This window comes from Microbacterium sp. TPD7012 (genome assembly GCF_003075395.1).
Lineage (GTDB): Bacteria > Actinomycetota > Actinomycetes > Actinomycetales > Microbacteriaceae > Microbacterium.
On record NZ_QDFV01000003.1, the window covers coordinates 1 to 25091 of the forward strand.

29 protein-coding genes are annotated in these 25091 nt (G+C 69.2%); 14 read left to right on the top strand and 15 right to left on the bottom strand.

Going from position 1 to position 25091, the window contains the following annotated elements; genetic code table 11:
• The first annotated feature begins 649 nt into the window (after positions 1-649).
• The gene (locus DC434_RS08025) at positions 650-1849 is read left to right on the top strand and encodes an MFS transporter (protein WP_279303203.1); all 1200 of its coding nucleotides are present in this window, start codon (positions 650-652) and stop codon (positions 1847-1849) included.
• On the opposite strand, the gene DC434_RS08030 is transcribed toward DC434_RS08025, so the two are convergent.
• A complete protein-coding gene (locus DC434_RS08030; protein ID WP_116634794.1) occupies positions 1812-2396 on the bottom strand; it encodes a TetR family transcriptional regulator in 585 nt (194 codons plus the stop codon). The two genes, DC434_RS08025 and DC434_RS08030, sit on opposite strands and share 38 nt — an antisense overlap.
• Positions 2397-2485: 89 nt before the next feature.
• Here DC434_RS08030 and DC434_RS08035 point away from each other — a divergent pair, with 89 nt between their 5' ends.
• Together DC434_RS08035 and DC434_RS08040 are read left to right on the top strand one after the other, a co-directional pair.
• Positions 2486-3184 (top strand): ABC transporter ATP-binding protein, encoded by a 699-nt coding sequence (locus DC434_RS08035; protein WP_116634795.1) that lies wholly within the window; start codon positions 2486-2488, stop codon positions 3182-3184.
• Entirely contained in the window at positions 3181-3774 is a 594-nt protein-coding gene (locus tag DC434_RS08040; RefSeq protein ID WP_116634796.1) for an energy-coupling factor transporter transmembrane protein EcfT, read from the top strand. The genes DC434_RS08035 and DC434_RS08040 overlap by 4 nt, the downstream gene beginning before the upstream one ends.
• 4 nt (positions 3775-3778) lie before the next feature.
• On the opposite strand, the gene DC434_RS08045 is transcribed toward DC434_RS08040, so the two are convergent.
• The 4 genes from DC434_RS08045 to DC434_RS08060 all read right to left on the bottom strand — a co-directional run bounded on the left by DC434_RS08045 (position 3779) and on the right by DC434_RS08060 (position 7723).
• On the bottom strand, positions 3779-5089 hold the full coding sequence (locus DC434_RS08045; RefSeq protein ID WP_116634797.1) for an acyltransferase: 1311 nt from the start codon (positions 5087-5089) through the stop codon (positions 3779-3781).
• Positions 5090-5187: 98 nt separating this feature from the next.
• Positions 5188-5859, bottom strand: coding sequence for a response regulator transcription factor (locus tag DC434_RS08050; RefSeq protein WP_116634798.1), 672 nt, complete (start codon positions 5857-5859; stop codon positions 5188-5190).
• Positions 5856-7100: a sensor histidine kinase gene (locus DC434_RS08055; protein WP_116634799.1), complete on the bottom strand. Its 1245-nt coding sequence runs from the start codon at positions 7098-7100 to the stop codon at positions 5856-5858. Before DC434_RS08055 ends, DC434_RS08050 begins: the two co-directional genes overlap by 4 nt.
• Positions 7101-7105: 5 nt before the next feature.
• Positions 7106-7723, bottom strand: coding sequence for a VTT domain-containing protein (locus tag DC434_RS08060; protein ID WP_116634800.1), 618 nt, complete (start codon positions 7721-7723; stop codon positions 7106-7108).
• Positions 7724-7887: 164 nt separating this feature from the next.
• Between DC434_RS08060 and DC434_RS08065 the strand changes: the two genes are divergently transcribed.
• From DC434_RS08065 to DC434_RS08090, 6 genes are all read left to right on the top strand, one after another.
• Positions 7888-9486, top strand: coding sequence for an ABC-F family ATP-binding cassette domain-containing protein (locus DC434_RS08065; protein ID WP_116634801.1), 1599 nt, complete (start codon positions 7888-7890; stop codon positions 9484-9486).
• 30 nt (positions 9487-9516) lie between these two features.
• Positions 9517-10101, top strand: a complete 585-nt coding sequence (locus tag DC434_RS08070) for a pyridoxamine 5'-phosphate oxidase family protein (RefSeq protein ID WP_243408867.1) — start codon at positions 9517-9519, stop codon at positions 10099-10101.
• 128 nt (positions 10102-10229) lie between these two features.
• Complete coding sequence (locus DC434_RS08075; RefSeq protein ID WP_116634802.1) at positions 10230-10589, top strand: metalloregulator ArsR/SmtB family transcription factor; 360 nt, start codon at positions 10230-10232, stop codon at positions 10587-10589.
• Positions 10586-11083 carry an SRPBCC family protein gene (locus tag DC434_RS08080; RefSeq protein WP_116634803.1) on the top strand — a complete coding sequence of 166 codons (498 nt, stop codon included), beginning with the start codon at positions 10586-10588 and terminating at the stop codon, positions 11081-11083. The genes DC434_RS08075 and DC434_RS08080 overlap by 4 nt, the downstream gene beginning before the upstream one ends.
• Before the next feature lie 36 nt (positions 11084-11119).
• Complete coding sequence (locus tag DC434_RS08085) at positions 11120-11554, top strand: cupin domain-containing protein (protein WP_116635376.1); 435 nt, start codon at positions 11120-11122, stop codon at positions 11552-11554.
• A 3-nt stretch (positions 11555-11557) separates the two neighbouring features.
• Positions 11558-12325 (top strand): hypothetical protein, encoded by a 768-nt coding sequence (locus DC434_RS08090; protein ID WP_116634804.1) that lies wholly within the window; start codon positions 11558-11560, stop codon positions 12323-12325.
• A 6-nt stretch (positions 12326-12331) separates the two neighbouring features.
• Here the strand turns inward: DC434_RS08090 and DC434_RS08095 are convergent, their stop codons facing one another.
• The 4 genes from DC434_RS08095 to DC434_RS20255 are packed head-to-tail and all read right to left on the bottom strand — an operon-like array spanning position 12332 to position 14347.
• Positions 12332-13144 carry an SURF1 family protein gene (locus DC434_RS08095; protein WP_116634805.1) on the bottom strand — a complete coding sequence of 271 codons (813 nt, stop codon included), beginning with the start codon at positions 13142-13144 and terminating at the stop codon, positions 12332-12334.
• Complete coding sequence (locus DC434_RS08100) at positions 13141-13335, bottom strand: hypothetical protein (protein ID WP_116634806.1); 195 nt, start codon at positions 13333-13335, stop codon at positions 13141-13143. The genes DC434_RS08095 and DC434_RS08100 overlap by 4 nt, the downstream gene beginning before the upstream one ends.
• Positions 13332-13682, bottom strand: coding sequence for a DUF3099 domain-containing protein (locus DC434_RS08105; protein WP_116634807.1), 351 nt, complete (start codon positions 13680-13682; stop codon positions 13332-13334). Before DC434_RS08105 ends, DC434_RS08100 begins: the two co-directional genes overlap by 4 nt.
• A gap of 50 nt (positions 13683-13732) precedes the next feature.
• A complete protein-coding gene (locus tag DC434_RS20255; protein ID WP_116634808.1) occupies positions 13733-14347 on the bottom strand; it encodes a DUF4190 domain-containing protein in 615 nt (204 codons plus the stop codon).
• Positions 14348-14490: 143 nt separating this feature from the next.
• On the opposite strand from DC434_RS20255, the gene DC434_RS08115 reads away from it, so the two are divergent.
• Positions 14491-15201 (top strand): beta-ketoacyl-ACP reductase, encoded by a 711-nt coding sequence (locus DC434_RS08115; RefSeq protein ID WP_116634809.1) that lies wholly within the window; start codon positions 14491-14493, stop codon positions 15199-15201.
• A 24-nt stretch (positions 15202-15225) separates the two neighbouring features.
• Here the strand turns inward: DC434_RS08115 and DC434_RS08120 are convergent, their stop codons facing one another.
• Genes DC434_RS08120 through DC434_RS08130 form a run of 3 tightly spaced genes read right to left on the bottom strand, consistent with a single transcriptional unit; the run spans position 15226 to position 17894 of the window.
• Positions 15226-15921, bottom strand: a complete 696-nt coding sequence (locus DC434_RS08120; RefSeq protein ID WP_116634810.1) for an alpha/beta hydrolase — start codon at positions 15919-15921, stop codon at positions 15226-15228.
• A gap of 45 nt (positions 15922-15966) precedes the next feature.
• Complete coding sequence (gene serB, locus DC434_RS08125; protein ID WP_116634811.1) at positions 15967-16602, bottom strand: phosphoserine phosphatase SerB; 636 nt, start codon at positions 16600-16602, stop codon at positions 15967-15969.
• Between the two features lie 50 nt (positions 16603-16652).
• Complete coding sequence (locus tag DC434_RS08130; RefSeq protein ID WP_116634812.1) at positions 16653-17894, bottom strand: glucose-1-phosphate adenylyltransferase; 1242 nt, start codon at positions 17892-17894, stop codon at positions 16653-16655.
• 70 nt (positions 17895-17964) lie between these two features.
• Between DC434_RS08130 and glgA the strand changes: the two genes are divergently transcribed.
• The 3 genes from glgA to DC434_RS08145 all read left to right on the top strand — a co-directional run bounded on the left by glgA (position 17965) and on the right by DC434_RS08145 (position 20321).
• On the top strand, positions 17965-19149 hold the full coding sequence (glgA, locus tag DC434_RS08135; RefSeq protein ID WP_116634813.1) for a glycogen synthase: 1185 nt from the start codon (positions 17965-17967) through the stop codon (positions 19147-19149).
• A gap of 17 nt (positions 19150-19166) precedes the next feature.
• Entirely contained in the window at positions 19167-19952 is a 786-nt protein-coding gene (locus tag DC434_RS08140; protein WP_116634814.1) for an ABC transporter ATP-binding protein, read from the top strand.
• A 111-nt stretch (positions 19953-20063) separates the two neighbouring features.
• Positions 20064-20321 (top strand): type B 50S ribosomal protein L31, encoded by a 258-nt coding sequence (locus tag DC434_RS08145; protein WP_021200734.1) that lies wholly within the window; start codon positions 20064-20066, stop codon positions 20319-20321.
• Positions 20322-20386: 65 nt separating this feature from the next.
• On the opposite strand, the gene DC434_RS08150 is transcribed toward DC434_RS08145, so the two are convergent.
• Genes DC434_RS08150 through DC434_RS08160 form a run of 3 tightly spaced genes read right to left on the bottom strand, consistent with a single transcriptional unit; the run spans position 20387 to position 23987 of the window.
• A complete protein-coding gene (locus DC434_RS08150; RefSeq protein ID WP_116634815.1) occupies positions 20387-20671 on the bottom strand; it encodes a hypothetical protein in 285 nt (94 codons plus the stop codon).
• A 56-nt stretch (positions 20672-20727) separates the two neighbouring features.
• Positions 20728-21984, bottom strand: coding sequence for an alpha/beta fold hydrolase (locus DC434_RS08155; RefSeq protein ID WP_116634816.1), 1257 nt, complete (start codon positions 21982-21984; stop codon positions 20728-20730).
• On the bottom strand, positions 21984-23987 hold the full coding sequence (locus DC434_RS08160) for a DUF262 domain-containing protein (protein WP_116634817.1): 2004 nt from the start codon (positions 23985-23987) through the stop codon (positions 21984-21986). The genes DC434_RS08155 and DC434_RS08160 overlap by 1 nt, the downstream gene beginning before the upstream one ends.
• A 176-nt stretch (positions 23988-24163) precedes the next feature.
• Here DC434_RS08160 and DC434_RS08165 point away from each other — a divergent pair, with 176 nt between their 5' ends.
• Positions 24164-24937 carry a hypothetical protein gene (locus DC434_RS08165; protein WP_116634818.1) on the top strand — a complete coding sequence of 258 codons (774 nt, stop codon included), beginning with the start codon at positions 24164-24166 and terminating at the stop codon, positions 24935-24937.
• The last annotated feature ends 154 nt before the right edge of the window (positions 24938-25091 follow it).

Below are 25091 nucleotides of genomic sequence, written 5' to 3' on the forward strand. Positions count from 1 at the left end.
GGTGTAGTTCATTTACCTGGGCGTGCTCAGGCGAGCACCCCCAGTGCCACTGCAGTAAGCAAAAGGAGAGCCGCATCGAGCATCAGCACGATGTGCCAGCCGTTCTCTCGCGCAGTACGCCTGGTCATGGAGCCGCGCTCCGTGACCGACTGGGGGAGAGCAAGCGATATCGAGGCGGCGACGATCGAGGCGAGAGTCAACACAAGAACCACGGCTGTCCCGCTTTTCATTGCACTCGACGCTTTCTAAGCCCGGCCGCTTGATCGGACCGACCCGTGCGCCCCGCCTTAGGAAGGGACACCGTCTCCGTACCGGATCCAGCACACGAATAGTGGACTATTCGTGTGCTGCGCTCGATCTGCGCAGAGCAGGGCGCAGCGTGCCTACGAACCTGAGCGCTCGTGCCAAGAGCAGAGACAATGGAAGCGCACCTACGGCAACGGCTGGCATGATCCAGTTCCCAAGGACGAGGCCGCTGCACACAGTCAAGGCGAGACATATCAACCAACCAGCGGACGCCATTCCCCCGCCTGCGGGGGAGCCGAGGAAAGTGAAAGCGATCGCCGCGGTGACCGCAGCTCCGATCGCAAGCGCTGCACCGGCCAGACCGAGGAACGTGAAGGCGTCAAGAAGATCAAGCCAGAGGGCCATGTTCTTCTCACCCAAAGTGAGCTGGTGCRKGGKCGCGGCCGGAGCCTGGTCCGACGCGCGCGGGCCGCGCGGCGCCCTCTACGTCGCTGTGACGCTTTTCGTCGTCGGCCTCCTCATCTCGGGCCTCGCGACGACCATGCACCAGTTCCTCGTCGGCAGGCTCGTGCAGGGACTCGGAACAGGCGGTCAGACCGTCGCGCTCTACGTCGTGGTGGCCCGGCTGTACCCCGCGCATCTGCACGGCCGCATCTTCGCGGCGTTCGCGGCGGCGTGGGTGGTGCCCTCCATGATCGGTCCGTTCCTCGCCGGTGCCGTCGCGGAGTACCTGGACTGGCGCTGGGCGTTCCTCGGCGTCGCGGTGCTGACAGCGGCGGCCTTCCTGATGATCGCGGTGCGTCTCCGCGGCGTCGATCTCGGTCACGGCGAGCCTCAGGACGGGCGCGCACTGATCACCCGACTGCTGCTCGCGGTCGTGGTCGCCGTGCTCGCCGTGGTGATCGGTTTCTCCGCCGACATGGATCCCGTCGTCGGGTGGCCCGTCGCGCTCGGCGCGGTCGTCGTGATCGCCTTCGCCGTGCTCCCGCTGGTGCCGCGTCGCACGCTTCGCGCCGGACCCGGACTGCCGAGCGTCGTGCTCATGCGCGGTATCGCCGCGGGAGCGTTCTTCGCAGCCGAGGCGTACATCCCGTATCTGCTGATGGAGCGGTACGCGTTCACGGCCACCTGGGCCGGTGTCGCGCTGATGCTGGCCGCGTTCGCCTGGGCGGGGGCGTCCGCGCTGCAGGGGCGCTACGGGGAGCGTCTCGGAAACCACCGCATCACCCTGATCAGTCTCGGCCTGATCCTCGTGGCGATGGTGTGCGTGCTCGTCGCTGCGCTGACGGGTATCACGCCGGTCGTCGTGATCGTCGGCTGGGCGTTCGCCGGGGGAGGGATGGGCCTGCTGTACCCCCGCCTGACGGTGCTCACACTTGCATACTCCGACGAGACCAATCAGGGGTTCAACTCCTCCGCGCTGTCGATCTCGGATGCCACGGGATCAGCGGTGGCCATCGCCCTCGCCGGACTCGGCGTCGCGACGCTCGGCGGCGGGGCGGGTGCCTTCGGGGCTGTCTTCGCCTTCGGGATCGCGCTCGTGCTGCTCGCGGTGGTTCCCGGGCTCAGGCTCGGTCACGCGGCGGAGTCGCCGCAGCACTGACCTCCCCGGCGAGGGCGGTGACGCCGAGATCGAAGACGCGGTCCAGTCCCGCGGTCACGTCGGTCTCGTCCCCGCCGAGCAGGGCGCCGTGGCTGTCGGCGTGCATGCGCTGCTGCACGAGCGTGGCGTGTCCGAGGACGAAGTGCAGGATCGCGACAGCGCGCTGCTCGGCATCCGTCGCGCCCTCGCTCTCGAGGGCTCTCATGAGGGCGGACTGTGCCGGAGACGAGCCGAGCCGGAGGGCGTAGGTGCTGAGGACGAGCTCCGCGCCGTCGCGGTGGGCGAAGAGCGCGTCGCGGATGCCCCGGGCCGTCGCGAGAACGTCGGACCCGCCGCCCGGGATGACGGCGGTGATCCGATCGGCGAGATCGGCGAGGAGCTCCTGCTTGCTGGCGAAGTGCCAGTACAGGGCGCTGGGCTGCACGTCGAGTCGTCCGGCGATGCGCCGCATGGAGAGATCGGCGAGACCCACCTCGTCGAGCAGAGCGAGAGCCGTACGCGCGACGCTCTCACGGTCATGCCGTGCCGGATTGGGTTCGGGGGTCATGCTCTCACTATAGTGAACAGCGTTCAGGTGAACGGTGTTCAGGTGATGCCCGCGTCGAGCGCGGTGCGCTGTGGAGGAGAGGACCGCGGATGACGGAGAGCGTGACGACGGCGATCGCGGAGATCTCGGTCGAGCGCGTGTCGGTCGAGTTCGACGGCCGCGCCGTGCTCGACGACGTGACGGTGGAACTCACGGCGCCCACCATCGCCGTGATCGGAGCGAACGGCTCGGGCAAGTCGACGTTCGCACGTCTGCTCAACGGACTCGTCGCCCCCACCGCCGGGCGGGTGACCGTGGACGGGCTCGATACGGTTCGCGACCGTGCGCAGGTGCGCCGTCGTGTCGGCTTCGTGTTCGCCAACCCGGATGCACAGATCCTCATGCCCACCCCCGCGGAGGACCTCGCGCTCTCGCTCCGCGGAACGCCACGAGACCAGGCCGCGCTGCGCGTCAGGGAGACCCTCGCCGCACACGGACTCGCCGGCCATGCCGATGTCCCGGCGTCGGCGCTGTCCGGCGGGCAGAAGCAGATGCTCGCCCTGGCATCGGTCCTCATCACGGAGCCCCGACTGATCGTGGCGGACGAGCCGACCACGCTCCTCGATCTGCGGAACGCGCGCCGGATCGGCGATCTGCTTCTCGCGCAGTCGGCGCAGGTCGTGCTCGTGACCCATGACCTCGAACTGGCCGCCCGGTGCCACACGGCCGTGCTCTTCGAGGAGGGGCGCGTGATCGCGTCCGGCGCCCCGAAGGACGTCATCGAGGCGTATCGCCGAGGCTGCGGATGATCTCGCTGCATCGACCGGGCTCGAGCCTTCTCCACCGTGCGCCGGCCGGTGCGAAGCTCGGCATCCTCGCGGTGGCCGCGCTGGCGCTCTCGCTGTACCCGCATGACCCGCTGAGCATCGGCATCGCTCTGCTCGTGTCGTTCGGACTGTACGGCGTCGCCGGCTTCGGGCCTCGCGTCCTCGCCGCCGAGCTCTGGCGTCTGCGGTGGATCGTCCTGGTGCTCGCTGCCGCGCTGGCGATCTTCGTGTCGCCGGCCGCGGCCTGGACCAGCACCGGCCGCGTCATCGCGCTCCTCATGCTGGCGAGCCTCCTGACGCTCACCACGCCGATGTCCGCGCTTCTCGACGTCCTGCGTCGGCTCCTGCATCCGCTCCGCCGACTCGGCGTCGACCCGGATGCTGTGGCGATGACGATCTCGCTCACGCTCACGATGATCCCGGTGGTCGCGGGGTTCGCCGAGCGCGTGCGCGAGGCGGGGCAGGCGCGCGGGGTGCGACTCGGGCCGCGCGCGATCGTTCCGATGCTCGTGCTCGCCCTCCGGCATGCCGACGATGTCGGCGACGCGCTGGCGGCTCGCGGCATCGCCTGACTTCTCACGCGATCGCGAAGTCCGCACGGGTGGGCACCGCGTCGCTCGGAGTGCGGCGCGCGAGACGCAGGGACGCGGCGAGGAGGGCGACCGCGATCATCGCCGTCGCCACGGAGGTGCCGAGGACCAGGAGCATCACGATGCCGATCAGCCCCAGCAGCGTGCCCAGTGCGAGACCGCGCGTCGACCGGGTCGGCTCCGGCGCGGTCTGCGTCTCGAACCGGGTGAACGCGAGCGCGACCACCGCTGTGCAGGCGAGCGCCGCAGCGAGCCAGAGAGGACGCCCGGCCCACCAGTCCGCGCTGTCGAGCGCGGGGAGAGCAGCGCCGGTGAGCAGTGCGAAGGCTGCCGTGAATCCGGCCATGGCGAGCAGGATCGGCATGTGCCACAGGTAGATCGTCATGGCGCGTCGCGTCACGAATCCGGTGAAGGCGGCCGGCAGGGGACGTCGGCTCAGGCGCTCGATCCGGTCGCGGTGCAGCGAGAGGGCACCGGTGTGCGCCACACCGACGAGCAGCAGCGCCGCCGTGGGCGGGTTGATGTTCGCGATGAGATCGGGAGAGTACACGCCGGTGAGGAAGGTGACGGCCAGGAGCGCGACCGCTCCCACGACGGCGAGCGTGCGGGTGCGCCGGCTGAGGGCGTCGATACGGCCGTCGGCGAGGAAGAATCCCAGCTGCTGAAGGGCCATCCAGACGAAGGCGAGGTTCAGGAAGCCCAGGCCCTCGATGCCGCTGGCGGCGCGCAGCGCGTCCACGAGCACGGATGCCGCGGCCAGTGCTCCGATGGTCGTGAACGGGGCACGCTCGTGCGCGGCTGCGAGGACGGGCAGCAGCGCCTGGCAGAGGACGAAGACCCCGAGGAACCAGAGCGGCTGGCCGTAGCGGAAGCCGGCGGTGGCGATGAGATCGGCCGGGACGCCGATCACCGTGAGCACGGCGAGGGCGAAGCCGACGACGACCACGGTGAAGATCGCCGGTCGCAGCAGGCGATGGATGCGTCCGGCGACGAAGTCGGTCGCGGTCCCGCCGCGCTGCCGCAGGCGCCGATACGCCAGGAGACCCGAGAACCCTCCGATCACGAAGAAGAGCGGCATCACCTGGAGCACCCAGCTCAGCGGCGCGATCCATGCCGTGCCGTCGCTGGCGTTCTCGAAGAGCGGCCCGGCATCGGTGACCGTGACCCCGACCATGAGGGCGTGGAGCAGCACGACTCCCAGGACGCAGAGGGCCCGGATGAGGTCGATCCCCGTGTCGCGCGACGCGCGCGGCGGGGGAGTGGGAGTCGCCGTGCGCGGCGCCTGGGCGATGGTCATGAGTCCTCCTCGGGAGCGGTGTTCCCGAAGACTATGGACGCGGTATGCGCTGCGGCATCACCCTCCGGTGCCGTTCTCTCCCCCTACCGGAGGATGAGTCAGGAGGACGGCTCGACGAGCCCGGTGTCGTACGCGAGGATCACGGCGTGCACGCGGTCGCGCAGGTTCAGCTTCGCGAGGACCTTGCCGACATGGGTCTTGACCGTCTGCTCGGCGATGAACAGGTCGGCGGCGATCTCGGTGTTCGAGCGCCCCTTGCCGATGAGCACGAGCACCTCGCGCTCACGCTCGGTGAGCTCGGCCAGCGCCGTGGTCGCCTTGGGGCTTCGCGGGCGACGTCCGGCGAACTGCTCGATCATGCGCCGGGTGACGCTCGGGGCGAGCAGCGCGTCGCCACCCGCGACCACGCGCACCGCGTGCACGAGCTCCTCCGGCAGAGCGTCCTTGAGCAGGAAGCCGCTGGCCCCGGCCTCCAGCGCGTCGTAGACGTAGTCGTCGATGTCGAAGGTGGTGAGCATGAGGATCCGCGGCACATGCGCCGCAGGATACGACGGGCCGAGGATCCGTCGGGTGGCTTCGATGCCGTCCATCTCCGGCATCCGCACGTCCATCAGGATCACGTCCGGGTCGACGCGGGCCGCCAGCGTCACGGCCTCGGCGCCTGTGGCGGCCTGCCCCGTGACGCGGATGCCCTCGTGGGCATCCAGCAGCGCGGCGAATCCGGCGCGGACCATGGCCTGGTCGTCGGCGATGAGCACGCTGATCGTCACGTGATCTCCTTCTCGGTGGTGAGGGCGTCGCCGACGGGGAGCGACGCCTCGACGGTCCAGCCTCCGTCGTCGTCAGGGCCGGCGGAGAGGCTGCCGCCGAGCAACTCGGAGCGTTCCCGCATGCCACGGAGGCCGTAGCCCGTGCCATGGCTCTCCGGGGTGCGCGGGGGCGCGGCGTTGTGCACGCGGATGCGGATCGTCGCGGCATCCGCGTGCAGCCGTACGCTGATGCGCGCACCCGGCGCATGACGCACCGCGTTGCTCAGGGCTTCCTGGATGATGCGGAAGGTGGCGATCTGCACGGCTGGGTTCGCTGCGGACGCGGCGTCTCCGCCCTCGATCACCAGGCCTACTTCGACACCGGCGCGACGGATGCTGTCGATCAGGGCCGGAACATCGTCGATGCCCTGCTGCGGGGTGAGTTCGGCGCTCTGGTCCTCGGTGCGGAGCACGCCGAGCATCCGTCGCATCTCGGTGAGCGACGCTCTCGCCGTCGCCGCGATGTCCTCGAACTCGGCTGTCGCGGCCTCGCCGATCTCTGGGAGGCGGTAGCGGGCGGTCGACGCCTGCACCTGGATCACCGACATGCTGTGGGCCACCACGTCGTGGAGCTCACGGGCGATGCGGGTGCGCTCCTCGACGAGCGCGCGACGCGAACCTTCCAGAGCGCTGTGCTCTTTCTCGCGCGACAGCTCGGCCGAGACCCGCAGTCGGCCGGACACGAGCGCCGCGATCAGGAGCATCGCCGCCGCGATCGATGAGGTCACGATCAGATCGGCGGTCGCGCTTCCGGCGGAGCCGGCCGTCGCGACCATGTCCGGGCGGAGAAGAGGCGCGGTGAGCGACACGATCACGCCGATGATCAGGGGGAATGCCCCGATCCGCGCGCCGTGCACGAACGTCACGACCCCGACGAACAGGACGAACGTCAGGAGAGCGGGAACCGACCACGGCCAGGGCGAATGGGTCGCGAGCTCCGGGACGACGAGGAGCGGAAGGACGAAGGCGGCAGCGCAGAAGAGCGCGATGGCCCAGCGCGGATGGGCGATCGCGAGGAGCGGCGACACGCAGAGGGCGGCGCCGAGGATGAACGACAGGGGGAGCGGCGTACCGAGGAGGAGGGTCTGGAGGGGGACGAGGGTCGAGTACAGCGCGATGCTCGCCACGCACAGAGCAGCGAGCGCAGCGGTGCGCCGACTGATCCGCGGGGGGCGCGGGGTGCGCTCTCTGCGTCGTGCCATGTCTGTCATCCTGCCAGTTGGGGAACGGTCTCGCGCCGTCGACGGGCGGCGGCGACCCGGTCGATCACCACTCCGATCACGAGGGCGATGACGATGCCGAGCCCGGCGCTGAGGAGGGGCTGATCCTTGATCCAGGCTCCCGCGAGCAGACCGATGGTGAGGCTGAAGATGCTCCAGCTGAGTCCGGCGATCAGACTCAGGGGCACGAAGCGTCGCCACGGGAAGCCGAGCGCGCCGGCGGACATGTTGACGGCGACTCGGCCGACGGGGATGTATCGCGCGCCCAGGATCAGGACAGCGCTGCGACGGTCCAGCGCGGTCTGCGCATGCGCGAACGCGGCGGCGACCCGTGGTCGGCGCATCCAGGCGAAGCGGGTCGTCCCGAGCCGGCGTCCGATCGCGAAGGCGATGTTGTCGCCGATCGCGGCTCCGACGGCGCCGATCGCGCCGAGGAGCAGCAGGTTCCCGTCACCCGAGGATGCGGCCACTGCCGCCGCCGCGACCAGCACCGTCTCGCTCGGCACCGGAGGGAAGAACCCGTCGACGATCGTCACGACCAACAGCACGAGGTACAGCCAGGGCGAGGCGATGGCCTGCATGATGAGCTCGTTGAGGATGTCCACTCCTGCACGCTACGGAGCGCGTGCCGGTGCGGGCATCCCTCTCCGGTATCGTCCCTCTCACTCTCGGGACTGATCTTCCTGACCGGCGCTCCGTGCTGCGCCGCTTATACTGGGAGGCTGGCCCGTCGGCCGACTCTCTCCCCTTGAACGAACGGACATCCGCTGTGCTTGCCGTGCACGACCTCGAGATCCGCGTTGGCGCGCGCCTGCTCATGGAGAACGTCTCCTTCCGCGTCGCCGACGGCGACAAGATCGGACTCGTCGGTCGCAACGGCGCAGGGAAGACCACGCTGACCAAGGTGCTCGCCGGCGACGTGCTGCCGTCCGGTGGCAGCGTGACGCGCTCGGGCGAGCTCGGCTACCTGCCGCAGGACCCGCGTTCCGGCAATCCGGAGGATCTCGCGCGAACGCGCATCCTCGATGCTCGCGGCCTCGGCCAGCTGAACCTCGGGATGACCGAGGCGTCCCTCGCCATGGGGTCCGACGACCCCGCGGTCGCGGCGAAGGCGATGAAGCGCTACGCCTCCCTGACGGAGAAGTTCGAGGCGCAGGGCGGGTACGCCGCCGAGGCCCAGGCCGCCTCGATCGCGCACAACCTGTCCCTCCCCGATCGCATCCTCGATCAGCCGCTCTCGACGCTCTCCGGCGGTCAGCGCCGCCGCATCGAGCTCGCACGCATCCTGTTCTCGGACGCGCAGACGATGATCCTCGATGAGCCGACCAACCACCTCGACGCGGACAGCGTCGTCTGGCTGCGCGAGTTCCTCAAGGGCTACAAGGGCGGACTGATCGTCATCAGCCACGACGTCGAGCTCGTCGGCGAGACCGTGAACCGGGTGTTCTACCTCGACGCCAACCGTCAGGTCATCGACACCTACAACATGAACTGGAAGAACTACCTGCGCCAGCGGGTGGCCGACGAGGAACGTCGCAAGAAGGAGCGCGCCAACGCCGAGAAGAAGGCGACGACCCTGCAGCAGCAGGCCGCGCGCTTCGGCGCCAAGGCCTCCAAGGCCGCGGCCGCCCACCAGATGGTGGCGCGTGCCGAGAAGCTGCTCGCGGGTCTCGAGGATGTCCGGCAGGAAGACCGCGTCGCGAAGCTGCGGTTCCCGAAGCCCGCCCCGTGCGGCAAGACCCCGATGATGGCCTCCGGTCTGTCGAAGTCCTACGGCTCGCTCGAGATCTTCACGGATGTCGACCTCGCGATCGACCGCGGCTCGAAGGTCGTGGTGCTGGGGCTCAACGGTGCCGGCAAGACGACCCTGCTGCGGATGCTCGCCGGCGTCGACCAGCCCGACACCGGGCAGCTCGAGCCCGGACACGGACTCAAGGTCGGCTACTACGCGCAGGAGCACGAGAACCTCGATGTGAACCGCTCGGTGCTGGAGAACATGGTCTCCGCGGCTCCGCACATCACCGAGACCGAGGCGCGCAAGGTTCTCGGCTCGTTCCTGTTCACCGGTGACGACGTGCTGAAGCCTGCAGGCGTCCTGTCCGGCGGAGAGAAGACGCGTCTGTCTCTCGCGACCCTCGTCGTGTCGTCGGCGAACCTGCTCCTGCTCGACGAGCCCACGAACAACCTCGATCCCGCGTCGCGTGAGGAGATCCTCGGAGCTCTCGCGCACTACGAGGGCGCCGTCGTGCTGGTCTCGCACGACCCCGGTGCCGTGCAGTCGCTGAACCCGGAGCGCGTGCTGATCCTCCCCGACGGCGTCGAGGACATCTGGAGCCAGGAGTATCAGGACCTCATCGAGCTGGCCTGACCGCTCGCAGGGCGTGGCATAGTCGACAGCGTGACGTTCGACGATCAGGACCGTGAGCTGCTCCCTCTGAACGACTGGCTCCGCGGTCGCCATGCGCTGACCGGAGTCGCACCGGAGTGGGATCTCGACGCCGTGCCCGCGGAGCCGACAGAACTCTTCCGGGAGTGGCTGCTGCGGGCGGATGCCGACGGCGTCGCCGAGCCGCATGCCGCCACCCTCGCGACGGTCGACGTCGCGGGCGTCCCTGATGCGCGGGTGTTGATCCTCAAGGGGATCGACGCGGGCGGATGGGCCTTCGCCAGCACCCGTTCGTCGCGCAAGGGCGCGCAGCTCGCCAATTCGCCGGCCGCGGCGCTGAACTTCTGGTGGCAGCCGCAGGTGCGCGCCGTTCGGGTGCGCGGGCGCGTGGAGGAGGCGACCGCCGAGGAGAGCGCGGCGGACCTCGCGGCGCGATCGGTCGCGGCGCAGGCGGGTGTCGCCGCGGGGGACTGGGTGCGCTGGCGCGTCATCCCGTCGCGGATCGAGTTCTGGCAGGGGTCCCGCGACCGCCGGCACACGCGAGTGGTCTACGAGTCCGTCGGCGACGGCTGGCGGCACTCGGTCGTCCGGGACTGATCGCGCCGAAGGGGTACGGGCCGATGTCGGCGACCCTCGCCAGCGTGAACGGATGAGTCTCGCCCTGCTCGGGCGGCCGCGACATCTCGCACTCGACAAAGCGTAACCATGCGGTTACTCTTTTGTCCATGGACGGAGCTCGAGCGATCGCGGACCCGGTGCGACGGGAGATCCTCGAGCTGGTCAGCGCTGCGCCTCTCCCGGCCGGGAGCATCGCCGCGCATTTCTCGATCAGCCGACCTGCCGTGAGCAAGCATCTGCGCGTGCTCGTCGAGTGCGGCGTGATCGAGGCGACCGTGTCAGGGCGACAGCGGATATACGCGCTGCGCTCCGAGCCGCTCGTCGAGGTCGCGACCTACCTCGACCGCCTTCTCGGGGCGCCCTTCGACGCCCGATTGGACGCCCTGGAGACCGAGGTCGCACGAGCAAGGCGTCAGCGCAGGGCCCGACCGCCATCCGAATCGAGCATCAGAGGAGAGACAGCATGAACGCACCCGCACCGACCGGACGGCTGGTCCCCGCCGCAGACGGACAGGACCTGGTCTTCGCCCGGACGCTGCCCGGATCCCTGGAGGACTCCTGGGCGAGCATCACGGAACCGGAACGCACAGCCCGGTGGATCGGCGCCTGGGAGGGTGAGGGAGCGGTCGGCGCGACGATCAGGCTCCGTCTCGGCTTCGAGGAGGAGTCGCCCTGGGCAGACGTCCGCATCACCGAGTGCGATCGGCCACGACGGCTCCGGGTGCTGTCGATTGATGAGGCAGGAGCCTGGGATGTCTCGATGGAGCTGACGCCCGCCGGTGAGCGCACGGAGCTGCGCTTCACCATGCACGCCGTGGACGCCACGACGATCGGCGACGTCGGCCCGGGATGGGAGTGGTACCTCGATCAGCTGATCGCCTCGATGTCCGATGCTCCGCTGCCGCCGTTCGAGGACTACTACCCCGCGCAGCGCGAGTACTTCGCGGCGCTGGCGCGCTGAACAGGAGATCATCCGATGTCGAAGGAGGAGAGAAGCGTGAGCGGATATCAGGTGGTGGAGATCGGGGCTCTCGACGATTGGCGGGGACACCACGGCGGCTTCGACGAGACGCGGTCGCGAGACGGGCGCCGGGTCGTCGACCACGAGCTGACGATGCAGTACATCGGGATGACGGCGAATGCGCTCGTGCCCGGTGAGGAGGCCGGCTACTGGCACGCGCATCGGAAGATCGAGGAGGTCTACGTCTTCCTCGCCGGGCGCGGTCAGATGGGACTCGACGACGACGTCGTCGAGGTGGGTCCGGGAACCGTGATCCGAGTCGGCCAGGGCGTCGCTCGCACGTGGCGAGCCCGCCCGGACAGCCACGGCGAGCTGCGTTGGCTCTGCCTCCGCGCGGGCGGCGAAGAGCTGCCTCACCTCCCGGACGACAGCTCGCGACTGCCCGAGAAGCCGATGCCCTGGGCGGACTGAACCATGGACGAGACCCTCGCTGCCGCGCCACCGCGGTCGCCGGACTTCAGCGATGACTTCCGGGACGGACTCGATACGGAGAAGTGGATCCCGCACTACCTGCCGCAGTGGACGGTCTCCGAGCGGTCCGAAGCGCGGTATCGGATCATCGAGTCCGGGCTGGAGCTCCGGATCGACGCCGACCAGCTCGATTGGCGCGAGGAGGATGCTCCGATGCGCGTGTCGAACCTGCAGACCGCTGTCTTCTCGGGTGCGGTCGGGTCGATGCGCGGGACCCACCGCCATCGCCCCGATGGACTCGAGGTGCGGACGGCGACGCCGACGCGCATCCTGTTCGCTCCGTCGCGAGGACGCGTCGATCTGACTGTCGCTGCGAGCACAGACGACGGATGCATGCTCGCGGCCTGGCTCGTCGGAACGGAGCACCTCGCCGAGACCGACTCGGGCGAGATCTGCATCTTCGAGATCGACGCCGACGCCGTCTCTGCGGCGACGAGGGCGCGGACCGGCATCAAGGCACACCATGACCCGCGGCTCACGACCGACATGGCCGAGGTCGTGCTCCCGTTCGATGCGAGCGCGCCTCACACGTGGACAGTGATCTGGGGCGACGGAGAGACCACGATCGGATGCGAAGGGCGCGTGCTCCGCCGCATGCCGCAGGCACCGGATTATCCGATGATGCTGCTGATCGATCTCTTCGAGGTCGGCGCGCCCTCGGGCACCTACCCCAAGACCGCCGTCATCTCCGAGGTCAGGGCCTGGAGCTGATCGACGTCAGCGTGCGTCGAGCAGCTCGTCCTCGACGTCGGCATCCTTGTCGCGGCGACGCGTCTTCCTGACCGGTGCCGGAGCATCCTCCAGCTCTTCCCGATGCTTCACGATCTCGGTGCGGATGATGTAGCCGATGAACACGAAGCCCATCAGCGCGAACAGGATCCACTGGATCGCATAGGAGAGGTGCGGGCCGGGATCGTCGGTGGGGGAGTCGAACCCGCCCAGCGCCGCGTCGGCGGCAGGGGTCTCGCTGATGAGCTGGCCATAGGCGCCGGTGATCACGTCGCCATCCACGAGCTCGGCGATCGTCGGCAGATTGATCGTCGGGACCTGACCCTCCGGCGCACCGCGGCCGGATGCCGGGACCTGCTCGCTCTGGCGCAGTCGCGCAATCACAGTGACCTCGCCCTCCGGCGGTGCGGGTACCGCGTCGGGGGCGTCGCCGTCGCCCGGCGGCACCCAGCCGCGGTCCACGATGAACACGCGACCGTCGGCGTCGCGGAAGGGCACCAGCACCTCGAAGGCGCTCGTGCCCCCGTGTGGACGGTTGCGCACCAGCAGCTGCTGATCGGCGAGATACTCGCCCTGCAGAATGACCGGGTGCCACTGGTCGCCCGGTTCGAGCACGCCGTCGTCGCCGATGAGGTCGGCCAGCGGCACGGGGTCGGCGTCGTAGTTCCGCTCGATGAGCGCGATCTGCTCGGAGCGGGACTCGTTGCGCTCGAACTGCCAGTTCGACAGGAAGGCGCAGGCGATCGCGAAGCCGATCGCGACGAGCACATACACGCCCCACCGGGTCATCCTCTTGCTCATGCAGGGACACCGTCCCGCACCGTCACCGGGAAGTCCCGCGCGGCCAGGTAGTCCCGCAGGAACTCGACGTGCTCGTCGCAGGCGAGCCAGACCTTCTCGCGGTCAGCGGCGTGGATGCGGGGATTCCGCCAGACCACGCTCCTGGTAGCCGCGCGCCGGCATCCGGCGCGCGAGCATTCGAGTACGGTCACGATCCGTCCTGCCGGCTTTCGCGGATCGTGAACACCGTCGGATCCGTGGTCTCGACGACCGTCGGCTCCGGTCGCGGTGCTTCCAGCTCCTGGACGGGGGATTCCGCGGTGGTCTCGGTGCTGTCGCTTCCCGCGTTCGCGAACACCACGGCGATGTACGGCAGCACCGCGGCGGCGATCCCGAAGACCCACGTGTACCAGCCGTACGGCTGGACCAGCACCATCAGCGCGAAGCAGGCGATGCGGATGGTCATCGTGAGCGCGTAGCGGCGCACACGATGGTCAGCCTCATCCCGCGGGGACTGCGGGAGGGAGGTGACAGCCGGGACCTGACGCGCGTTCTTCACGATGAGTCCAGCCTACGCCGGTGCGGGATGCACGGCGTGCGGTATCGCGCTCAGCTGGAGAAGAGGAACGGGATCGTGAACGCGCCGAAGAAGAGCAGGCTGATGACGGTCGAGACGATCGTGAACAGCAGCAGCGCCACGACCACGTAGCCGGTGATCAGACCGGCGAATGCCATGCCACGGCCGCCGAGCGCCGGATTGCGCTTGGTCTGACCGAGTGCCATGTGGCCGGTGATCACTGCGACGATCGACGCCAGCATCGGGACGACGGCCCAGAACAGGACGATCCCGGCGATGCCGCAGACCAGCGAGGTGATCGCCAGGCCGCTCGTCGGTCGCGCGGGGGGCATGGGGTAGCCCGGGGTGACGTACGGTGCGTAGCCGGGCTGCTGCGGCGGAAGCTGAGCGGGAGCGGCCCCGTACCCCTGCGGGGCGGGCGGTGCGCTGTAGACGGGCTGACTCGGGGCGACCGCGTAGCCCGGCTGCGGCGCGGCGGCGGGCGGTGCCGGGTATCCGACGGGAGGCGGGGGCGCCTGACCGTACGACGGCGCGGCTCCTGGATACGCCTGCACGGGCTGCGCGGGCGGCAGAGCCGGAGGCGCGGGCGGCGGGGGCGGGGAGACCGGCTGTTCGCCGGCGGGGGGAGGGAAGCTGTTGTCGCTCACGCGGAGGCCCTTTCGTCACGTTCAGAGTTCCAGGGCGGACTGCTCGTGTCAAACGCCTCGCCCGGGTCTGCGGGGCATCCTCGATAGGATCGATCACGGCTCGGACGCTCCGAGACCGCCGGTTCAGATCAGGAGTGATACCCATGAGTGCTCAGCGCGTCGTCCTCGTCACCGGAGGCAACCGCGGCATCGGCCGCGCGATCGCCGAGCGCTTCGTCCGTGACGGCTACCGCGTCGCCGTCACCGCGCGATCAGGGGAGGGCCCGGACGGCACGCTCACCGTCCGCGCCGACGTGACGGATGCCGCCGCGCTCGATGCCGCGTTCACCGAGGTGGAGCAGCAGCTCGGTCCGGTCGAGATCGTCGTCGCGAACGCCGGGATCACGAAGGACACCCTGCTGCTGCGCATGAGCGAGGACGACTTCGACAGCGTCGTCGCGACCAACCTCGGCGGCACCTTCCGTGTCGTGAAGCGCGCATCGAAGGGCATGCTCCGCGCTCGCTTCGGTCGCGTCATCCTCATCTCGAGTGTCGTCGGACTCTACGGCTCCGCCGGGCAGGTCAACTACTCGGCCTCGAAGAGCGCCCTGGTCGGCTTCGCCCGTTCGCTCACCCGAGAGCTCGGCGGTCGCGGGATCACCGCGAACGTCGTCGCTCCCGGTTTCATCGAGACCGACATGACCGCCGAGCTCCCGGAGGAGACGCAGAAGCAGTACAAGGCGAACATCCCCGCCGGCCGGTTCGCGACCCCCGACGAGGTCGCGGGCGTCGTCACCTGGCTCGCCGGCGACGACGCCGGGTACATCTCCGGCGCGGTCATCCCGGTGGACGGCGGACTGGGGATGGGGCACTGACCGCGAGCCGCCGGCTCTGAGCCCTCAGCGGGCGACCGCGGCGACGATCAGCTCGCCGAGCTTCTCCGGCACGGAGAACTGCGGCCAGTGGCCGGAGCCGATCCTCACGACCTCTGCGTCATCGATCGCGTGGTACTCGTCGGCGTACGGCCCCCACTGGTCGATCATGCCCTCGAACGTCTCCTGATCGAGACCTCCCATGAGGAGCGTCACGGGAACGTGGTGGCGCGCGCTGTCGGCGAGGACGATCTCGTCGGTCGGCACGCGGGCCGGCACGCTGAGCGTCAGGGGAGCGGTGCGAGCGCGCACGGCCGCGTCGAGATCGCTGACGTCTTCGTCGGGGAAGAAGTCCCACCCGGGGAAGGGCACGACGCCGTCGACCAGCTCGAACTCGCTGATGCCGTTGCCGGACGGCGGCGGCACGGTGTCGACGAAGATCACGCGGCTCACGCGCTCGGGTCGAGCGTCGGCGACGCCCCACGCGACGTTGCCCCCGCCGCTGTGACCCACCACGACGGCTGCGCCGGGCAGAGCATCGACCGCGCGTGCGGCCGCGTCGACCCAGTCGGCGATGCCGATGTCCGCCGACTCCGCGGCGGGGGCTCCGACACCCGGCAGGGTGAGCGGATGCACGCGGTGCCCCGCCTTCTCGAGCGTCGGGATCACCTCGTCCCAGCTGGAGGCGTCGAGCCAGAGTCCCGGGATGAGGATGATGTCCATTCCCCGACGGTAGCCGGGGTCGCCGACATCCGCCACGGGCGGGCGCTACGGCAGCAGCGCGATGACCTCGGCGAGGTCCTGCGGGCCGATGACCAGGCTGGCCGCCTCCCGCACCGCGGGCTTCGCGTTGAAGGCGAGGCCGAGGCCCGCCGCCGCCATCATCTGGAGGTCGTTCGCGCCGTCTCCGATGGCGATCGTCGCGTGCGGCGCGACGCCGAGCTCGATCGCCCACTCCCGCAGGGAGGAGGCCTTCGCCGCCGCATCCACGATGTCGCCGTCGACCTGGCCGGAGAGCGCGCCATCGACGACCGCGAGCCGGTTGGCGCGCCAGCGGTCGACTCCGAGCTCGGGAGCGACGCTGTCGAGGATCTCGTGGAACCCGCCGGAGACCACGCCCACCACGCCACCGCGTGCGTGCACGGCCGCCGTCAGCTCGCGCACGCCCGACGTGGGCTCGATGCGGGCGCGGACGCGGGCGAACGCGGACACGGGTACGCCGGCCAGAGCGGCCACACGCGAGCGCAGGCTCGCGGCGAAGTCGACCTCGCCGCGCATCGCTGCCTCGGTCGCGGCCTGCACCTCGTCGCGGCGGCCGGCCTCGTCGGCGAGCAGCTCGATCACCTCGTTGCGGATGAGGGTGGAATCGGCATCGAGGACGACGAGGAATCGCGCGGAGGTCACGGCTTCGAGCCTAGCGACCGCGGGGACCGTCTTCGCGCCGCGTGACCGACTCAGCGCTCGATGAAGACGCCCTTGCCGACGACGGTGATCCCCGACTCGGTGACCGTGAACCCGCGCGCCAGGTCGCGCTCGCGATCGACTCCGACGGTCGCACCGTCGGCGAGGACGACGTTCTTGTCGAGGATCGCGCGATGCACCCGCGACCCCTGGCCGAGCTGCACATGGTCGAACACCACGGAGTCCGTGATGGTCGAGCCGCCGCCGGCCAGGGTCCACGGCCCGACCACGCTGCGCTCCAGATGCGTCCCGGAGAGCACGGAGCCGAGCGAGACGATCGAGTCGATGGCGTTCCCGATGCGGCCGACCGAGTCGCGCACGAACTTCGCGGGAGGGGAGTTGACCGCCTGCGAATGGATCGGCCATTCCATGTTGTAGAGGTTGAAGATCGGAAGCGTCGAGATCAGGTCGCGGTGGGCGTCGAAGAACGAGTCGATCGTCCCCACGTCGCGCCAGTACGAGCGGTCGCGCGGCGAGGAGCCGGGAACCTCGTTCTGCTTCATGTCGTAGTAGCCCGCTTCGCCCCGATCGACGAAGTAGGGCACGATGTCGCCGCCCATGTCGTGTCCCGAGGTGGGGGATTCGCCGTCGGCCTCGACCGCGGCGATCAGAGCGTCGGCATCGAAGATGTAGTTGCCCATCGAGGCCAGCACCTCGTGGGGCGAGTCCTCGAGACCGGCGATGTCGGTCGGCTTCTCCAGGAACTGCTTGATCCGGCCCGTCTCGGCATCCGCATCGATCACGCCGAACTGCGAAGCCAGGGCGAGCGGCTGGCGGATGCCGGCGACCGTCGCCTTCGCGCCCGAGGCGATGTGCGCCTCGAGCATCTGTCGGAAGTCCATCCGGTAGACGTGGTCGGCGCCGATGACGACGACGATGTCGGGCTTCTCATCGTTGATCAGGTTCATGCTCTGCAGGATCGCGTCGGCGGAGCCGGAGAACCAGCGCTTGCCGAGCCGCTGCTGCGCCGGGACGGAGGTCACGTAGGAGTCCAGGAGCGCCGACATCCGCCACGTCTGCGAGATGTGGCGATCGAGGCTGTGCGACTTGTACTGCGTGAGCACGACGACCTGGCGGAGGCCGGAGTTTATGAGGTTCGAGATCGCGAAGTCGATCAGTCGGTACTGTCCGCCGAAGGGCACGGCGGGTTTGGCACGATCGGCCGTCAGGGGCATGAGGCGCTTGCCCTCGCCGCCGGCGAGGATGATCCCGAAGACCTTCTTTGGAGCGGACATGGCTCCACCATAGATGCCACTCCTTTCCGGTTCCTAGCGTCTGGACAAGTGAGTCGCTAGCGTCTAATGCATGCGAGTCGAGATGATCACCAAGGAATACCCGCCGGAGATCTATGGCGGGGCCGGTGTGCACGTCGCCGAGCTCGTCACCGCCCTGCGGAAGAGCATCGACGTGCGCGTCCGCGCATTCGGCGCACCGCGCGATGAGGAGGGGACTTTCGCCTATCAGCCGCCCGCGGAGCTCGCCGGGGCGAACGGGGCGCTCCAGACGCTCGGCACCGACCTCGAGATCGTCTCGGCGATCGCCGACGCCGACGTGGTGCACAGCCACACCTGGTACGCGAACTTCGCGGGACACCTGGCATCGCAACTGCACGGGATCCCGCACGTGCTCACCGCGCACAGCCTCGAGCCGCTGCGTCCGTGGAAGGCCGAGCAGCTCGGCGGCGGCTACGCCGTGTCCAGCGGCATCGAGAAGCTCGCATACGAGAACGCCGCCGCGGTGATCGCCGTCAGCGCGGGGATGCGCGCCGACATCCTGCGCAGCTACCCGCAGGTCGATCCGGCCAAGGTGCGGGTGATCCACAACGGGATCGACGTCGAGCGCTGGCGTCCGGTGCACGATGCCGCGTTCCTCGAGTCGATCGGGATGGATCCCGATCGGCCGTCCGTCGTCTTCGTCGGTCGGATCACGCGGCAGAAGGGACTCCCGTATCTCCTCCAGGCAGCGCGGCTGCTGCCGCCGGAGGTGCAGCTCGTGCTGTGCGCGGGCGCCCCGGACACCCCCGAGATCATGGCCGAGGTGCAGGAGGGCGTCCGCCTGCTGCAGCAGAGCAGGGACGGCGTGATCTGGATCGAGCGGATGCTGCCGCGCGACGAGCTGTCCGCGATCCTGACGGCCGCCACGACGTTCGTCTGCCCCTCCGTGTACGAGCCCCTCGGGATCGTGAACCTCGAGGCCATGGCCTGCGGCGCCGCTGTCGTCGGCACGGCGACCGGCGGCATCCCGGAGGTCGTCGCCGACGGCGTGACCGGACGGCTCGTGCCCATCGAGCAGCTGCAGGACGGCACGGGGACGCCGGTCGATCCGGAGCGCTACATCGCCGATCTCGCGGCCGTGCTCACCGAGGTCGCGGTGGATCCGGAGCGTGCGCGCGAGTACGGCGCTGCCGGACGCGAACGCGCCAGGAGCGACTTCAGCTGGGGCGCGATCGCCGACACCACCCGCGCGCTCTACGCGGAGCTCCTCACCTGAGCCGATAGGCTTGGTGCATGCCGAGCGCTCTGGAATTCACCGACGTCGTCGTGCGCCGTGAGGGACGCAACATCATCGATCACGTGACCTGGGAGGTCGCCGACGACCAGCGATGGGTGATCCTCGGCCCGAACGGCGCGGGCAAGACGACGCTGCTCCAACTGGCCGACACGCTGATGCACCCGACCTCGGGCACGGTCACCGTCCTCGGGGAGACCCTGGGGCGCACCGATGTGTTCGAGGTGCGCCCGCGCATCGGGTTCGCGTCGTCCGCGATGGCCAAGCGGGTCCCGCGCGACGAGACCGTGCTCAACACCGTCCTCACCGCCGCGTACTCGGTGCTCGGACGCTGGAACGAGAACTACGAGGACATCGATGAGCGCCGCGCGCTGCGCGTGCTCGGCGACTGGCGCCTCGCCCACCTCGCGGAGCGCACCTTCGGCACGCTGAGCGACGGCGAGCAGAAGCGCGTGCAGATCGCTCGGGCGGTGATGACCGACCCGGAGCTGCTGCTGCTCGACGAGCCGACCGCGTCGCTCGACCTCGGCTCCCGCGAAGAGCTGCTGGCGCTGCTCAGCGGCTATGCGTCGTCGCCGACGACACCGGCGATGCTCATGGTCACGCACCACGTGGAGGAGATCCCGGTCGGATTCACGCATGTGCTGCTGATCCGCGACGGCGCCGTCGTCGCCGCGGGGCCGATCGCCGAGACGCTCACGGCCGAGACGCTCGGCGACACCTTCGGGATGCCGATCGTGCTGACCAGCGACGAGGGTCGGTACGCCGCGCGCGCCGCGGCCTGATCCTGATTACTGAGCTTCGTCGAAGTACTGATAGAATCGACCCTTGGTGCTCTCCGCGCCGCAGACTTCCCTCGTCCCTGGCACAATCCAGGGCAGCAACTAAGGAATCCCATGAAGACTGACATTCACCCCGAGTACAAGGCTGTCGTGTTCCGCGACCTCGGCTCGGGCGAGACCTTCCTCACCCGCTCCACCGTGTCGAGCGACAAGACGATCGAGCTGGACGGCGTGGAGTACCCCGTCATCGACGTCGAGATCTCCTCGGCATCGCACCCGTTCTACACGGGCAAGCAGCGCATCATGGACTCGGCCGGTCGCGTCGAGAAGTTCAACCAGCGCTTCAAGGGCTTCGGCGGCTCGTCCAAGTAAGGACCTCTGCGACGAAGGCCCCGTGCTCCTCGGAGTGCGGGGCCTTCGTCATGTCCGGGACGGTGTCAGATGTCGATGACGATGCGTCCGCGGTCGATCCTGCTCGGCGGGTCGCCGGGAGACGGCGCCGGTGCGGTCCGCTGCGTCTGCCGGTCCCGCTCCTGTCCGGCCTCGTGCGCCGATGGTGACCAGACGGCGTCGAAGGCACCGCCCAGGCCGCCGGCCGCGCTGTTCTCGTACTTCTCCTCGACGGGCTTGCGCGAGAACGTGTGCATCATGCCGATGACGAGCAGTACCGGGCCCAGAAGGAGCACGCCTGCCGCCGTCGCCCACCCCAGCACATCGCTCATACGACCAGGATAGGCAGGCGGTGTCGCGGCGGCATCCGTCTGCGGGAGGATAATCCTCAGCGGATGCGCCGCCCGTGGGCGAGGTCGATGAGGTGCGTCAGCACGGGCCCGGAACGGAGCCCGTTGTGCTCGTGCTCGCTCGTGACCCAGAGCTCGACGCCGGGGAGCAGGCGGGCGGTCTCGAGCGAGAACTCCATCGGCACGTAGACGTCGTTGACGTAGACGGCGGCGGCGCCGGTGGCCCCGGAGGCCGAGATGGCATCTGCGTCGTAGATGCTCGGCCAGACGAAATCGGCGAGCTCGAGCGCGACATCGCGCCACGGCTGGAACGCGGGGACGGTCTCGGTCCACTCCCGACGGATGTGCTCGCCCGTGAACAGGGTCGGATCCTCGCGGAAGTCGGTCGGCTCGGTCCGCTCCGCCGACCAGCGGGTGGCGTCTCCGTCGGCGTAGCTCGACTCATGGAACGCGAAGTACATCGGATTGCGCCCGTCGTACGGCATCGCGTGCATCAGGTCGTGGCGGAAGGCGTTGGACCGCGGATCGCGCTCCAGCAGGGACCACACGGTCTGCCAGCCGTCGTTCGTGCCGAGGGCGGAACCCAGCGAGCGCAGGCGCGAGCGCGAGACGACCTCGCCGTCGGGCAGGACGATGTCGCCGGCATCCGCTCGGTCGACCAGGCGGCGCATCGCGTCGCGGTGCTCAGGGAAGCGACGGTAGTACCGCTCGGATGCCGCGCGCATCTTGTCGTAGCAGAGCGCGTAGACGTCGTCGGGGTGACGACCCACGGCGCTCAACCCTCCGGTGATGAACACCTGCTGCAGGGAGTCGGCATCGGTCGACAGGTACGCCAGCGTCGTGAAGCCGCCGAAGGACTGGCCGAGCACGCTCCAGTCCGCGGCTCCCAGGTGCTCGCGGAGCGCCTCGCAGTCGCGGACGATCGCGTCGGCGCGCAGGTGCGTGAGATGCTCGGCGACGGCCGAGGCGCCCCGAGCCAGATCGTCGTCGCCGACCGGGGTGGATCGGCCGGTGCCGCGCTGATCGAGCAGGACCACGCGGTAGTGGGCGAGAGCCTCGTCCAGCCACGCGGGTGAGGCGGGGGAGTGGAACGGGCGCGGCGCCTCGTGACCCGGTCCGCCCTGGAGGAACACGAGGAACGGAAGTGTCTCGCCGCCCTCGCGCGACACGACGGCGGCGAACACGTCGATCGTCCGGTGATCGGTCGGGTCGCCCCAGACGAGGGGCACGGTGAGCGTGTGCTCCTCGACCGTCAGGTCCATCAGCCGGCGCGTCGTGGTCTTCGCGGTGGTCATCACATCACATTCCCGATGTACGAGTACTTGACGAAGACCTCCGAGGCGATGCCGGACTCCTCCAGCACGCCCTGCACGGCGGTCATCATGTAGTTCGAATCCCATCCCATGTAGAGGAAGTGGGTGTCGTCGAGGTCATCCCACTGTCCCTTCCATGCCATCTCGTCGTAGATGGGGCCGCCGTGGCTCGCGCAGTAGACGAGGGCGGCGGCTCTGCTGTCGGTCCACGCGCGGCGGAACACGCGGTTGAAGAGGTACTTGACGTCGGGGACGTCCCAGCGCTCTCCGCGGTATTCGACGTAGTCGAACTCGCGCTCCCAGCCGGCAGGCCAGCCCCGACGGCGGACGGCGTCCAGGATCGGGGTCAGGCCGTCGTCGTCGATCTCCGGAAGCGCCGGGCGCGCCCAGATGCGCAGCAGGTCGGCGGTGAGGGAGACGGTGCGCTGCGTGATCGCCGCTGTGCCCCAGGAGGCCGTCTCGCCCACGGCCCGGGTGGCCGGCACCACGCTCCGTGCGTAGGCATCGACGCGCTTGATCGGATAGGAGGCGCCGAAGACACGCTCGGCCAGCGGCTGCTCGAGCAGGGTGAGGTTGCCGAGAGTGGGGGCGAGCGCGCGATGGCTGTTCTGCTCGTCTTCCGAGTACTCGCTCCACGGACGCCGTCCGTCACCCGACCAGGTGTCGCCGGGCACTGCGGGCGCGATGTGCTCCACGTCGAACCCGTCGATGTCGTCGACGCCCTCGAGGCGCCCGAGCACGTAGGCCGCATGCGGCAGCTCGCTGTACTTCAGCACGGCGCTCACCCGCTCGTCCGACGGCGTGATGCGGGCGAACGCGCGTGCGAGGGCATCGCGGCCCGCATCGCGCGCCCGGCACAGCCGCGCGATGAGACGCTCACCCGGCAGATTCACGAGCGTGCGGCGCAGGTGCATCGCCTGGATCCACTCCAACGTCTCGATGAGCTCAGCGCGATCGATGACGCCGCGCGCGTGGTCGCTGTACGCGCTCATCACCAGCGGATAGGTCGAGCGGCCGAACGTGTTCACGGAGCGGAGCTGGCGGGCGATCTCCTCGTCCTTCTCCCGCGACGGATCGAGCAGGACTCCGTAGATCTCGGCGAAGTGCCGCCAGCTCTCGGCATCCGCCTGCAGGTGGGCGACGTCGACGCGGGGGAACGACCGGCGGAACGCGCTGTACACGCCGTGCTCGCCGTTCGCCGCCAGCTCGCGCCCCGTGGTCATCACGAGGTAGTGCCGCCAGAACGCCCCGATCGCCTCGCCGGTGTGGCGCTCGATCGGCAGCCAGAACCGGGCCTCCACATCGAGCTGCTCGGCGTGCGTCAGCCCCATGAGGATGTAGTTGTGGATGAGCTCGTGATCGCGCAGAGGCTCTCCGGTGGAGTTCAGGCTCTCGAAGATCTGCTGCGCGTTCGCCCGGGCGCCGAGCGTGATCGAGACGTGCTCGAGCTTCTGCAGTCCGCGCCAGATGCGGGGGGCCTCGTCGGCATGGATCTGACTGCGGAAGAAGGCGTAGTTGTCGTCGAAGCGGGACTCGCGATCGACGTCGTCGCGGCGGTCCAGCACCACCGACTCGTACAGGTCGGCCCAGGCGTCGTGCGGTCGCAGCTTCGTGCGTCCGGGCTCATCCGGTCGTACCAGCACGCGTTCGAGCTCCGCCGCCATCGTCGGGTCTCCGTCACGGACCGCGTGGTGCAGAGCGGCGACGAGCAGCATCAGCGTCGTGATGCGCTGCTGTCCGTCGATGAGGATGAGGTCGGAGCCGGGCTCCGGCCCGTCCTGTGCGGAGAGGATCGATCCGATGAAGTGCCGATGCTCGTCGTCTTCGCCGGCCACCGCACGGATATCGGAGAGAAGCCGCTCGCAGCCCCCGATGTCCCACCGGTACTGCCGCTGATACACCGGCACGACGATGCTCGTCGTCCCCGCGGCGAGCCACTCGATCGTGTTGACTGCTGTCGCCTCGACGTTTGTCGCACAGCTCATGCTGGTGTCTCGTCCTCCCGTTGCACAGGGCACCGAGGACTCGCCGGGCGCCCCCGTCAGTCTATTCGGTTATGCACGGCGGACCTCCGGGGAGCGCCCGCCGGTCGCTGTTAGGCTTGCCTTATCAGGGCCTGTTAAAACGTGCTGGCCCCCGATGAAAGGATCTGACTCAGATCATGGGATACATCAAGTCCGCTGCCCTCGAGGAAAAGGGATTCGTCGTCCTCGACAGCTACAACCAGGAGCTCGACCCCAAGGAATGGCTCGACATCGAGTACAACGACTGGAAGTCGTCCGGCGACACCCGGTTCGCCCCGCTCGCGAGCGCTTTCGGTGACATCGAATGCAACGGCTTCTGGAACCACAAGCCGCCGCGCACCGACAAGGACGGCGTCTGGATCGACTCGCAGACGGCCAAGGCGCCGAACCTGACGCGTCGCGCCCAGGAGCCGGGCGCCAACGTGGGGCGCTGCCGCGTCATCGAGCTGCAGCCCACGCCCTACGGCGACTGCCTCTACAACCTGCACCAGGACGACAACAACCGTCTGAACCCGGACGGGACCGGCTGGGTCGTCCGCGGGTTCTTCAACCTCACCGACGACAAGGACAGCTACTTCGTCCTGCGCGAGAACCGCACCGACCCGAGCATCGAGTACCGCATCGCTCTGCCGGCGGGTGCCCAGCTCATCGTCGACACCCAGCGCCTGTGGCACGCCGCCACGCACAACGGCGACGAGCCGCGCTACTGCCTGATCACGTCGTGGACCTCGGGCCCGGAGCTCGACGCCTACATCGAGAAGTACAACGGCACCGACGACGTCCCCAACTACGAGGTCGACCAGGAGACGCTCGAATTCGGCTACGCCGAGCAGGCCCGCAAGGACGCCGCTCGCGCCGCGTACTACGCGGCCAAGGGGCAGCAGGTCAAGCAGGCGATGAGCGAGGCGTAAGCCGCCCATCCTGGGTCGCTGAGCCTGTCGAAGCGGGAAAGGCCCCGGTCGGAATGACCGGGGCCTTTCTGTGCCCGAACTACATGCTTGTGATTTCGGCCCGACTGGGCGAGAATGGGCCCATAATCGCATATTCTCGCCACTCTCGTGGGTT

Coding starts and splice junctions, on each gene's coding strand:
- DC434_RS08095 (WP_116634805.1), bottom strand. CDS start 13,144: ATGAGCAAGAGGATGACCCGGTGGGGCGTGTATGTGCTCGTCGCGATC.
- DC434_RS08035 (WP_116634795.1), top strand. CDS start 2,486: ATGACGGAGAGCGTGACGACGGCGATCGCGGAGATCTCGGTCGAGCGC.
- DC434_RS08165 (WP_116634818.1), top strand. CDS start 24,164: ATGGGATACATCAAGTCCGCTGCCCTCGAGGAAAAGGGATTCGTCGTC.
- DC434_RS08075 (WP_116634802.1), top strand. CDS start 10,230: ATGGACGGAGCTCGAGCGATCGCGGACCCGGTGCGACGGGAGATCCTC.
- DC434_RS08150 (WP_116634815.1), bottom strand. CDS start 20,671: ATGAGCGATGTGCTGGGGTGGGCGACGGCGGCAGGCGTGCTCCTTCTG.
- DC434_RS08145 (WP_021200734.1), top strand. CDS start 20,064: ATGAAGACTGACATTCACCCCGAGTACAAGGCTGTCGTGTTCCGCGAC.
- DC434_RS08045 (WP_116634797.1), bottom strand. CDS start 5,089: ATGACCATCGCCCAGGCGCCGCGCACGGCGACTCCCACTCCCCCGCCG.
- DC434_RS08120 (WP_116634810.1), bottom strand. CDS start 15,921: ATGGACATCATCCTCATCCCGGGACTCTGGCTCGACGCCTCCAGCTGG.
- DC434_RS08055 (WP_116634799.1), bottom strand. CDS start 7,100: ATGGCACGACGCAGAGAGCGCACCCCGCGCCCCCCGCGGATCAGTCGG.
- DC434_RS08030 (WP_116634794.1), bottom strand. CDS start 2,396: ATGACCCCCGAACCCAATCCGGCACGGCATGACCGTGAGAGCGTCGCG.
- DC434_RS08155 (WP_116634816.1), bottom strand. CDS start 21,984: ATGACCACCGCGAAGACCACGACGCGCCGGCTGATGGACCTGACGGTC.
- DC434_RS08080 (WP_116634803.1), top strand. CDS start 10,586: ATGAACGCACCCGCACCGACCGGACGGCTGGTCCCCGCCGCAGACGGA.
- glgA (WP_116634813.1), top strand. CDS start 17,965: ATGCGAGTCGAGATGATCACCAAGGAATACCCGCCGGAGATCTATGGC.
- DC434_RS08090 (WP_116634804.1), top strand. CDS start 11,558: ATGGACGAGACCCTCGCTGCCGCGCCACCGCGGTCGCCGGACTTCAGC.
- DC434_RS08040 (WP_116634796.1), top strand. CDS start 3,181: ATGATCTCGCTGCATCGACCGGGCTCGAGCCTTCTCCACCGTGCGCCG.
- DC434_RS08115 (WP_116634809.1), top strand. CDS start 14,491: ATGAGTGCTCAGCGCGTCGTCCTCGTCACCGGAGGCAACCGCGGCATC.
- DC434_RS08140 (WP_116634814.1), top strand. CDS start 19,167: ATGCCGAGCGCTCTGGAATTCACCGACGTCGTCGTGCGCCGTGAGGGA.
- DC434_RS08160 (WP_116634817.1), bottom strand. CDS start 23,987: ATGAGCTGTGCGACAAACGTCGAGGCGACAGCAGTCAACACGATCGAG.
- DC434_RS08130 (WP_116634812.1), bottom strand. CDS start 17,894: ATGTCCGCTCCAAAGAAGGTCTTCGGGATCATCCTCGCCGGCGGCGAG.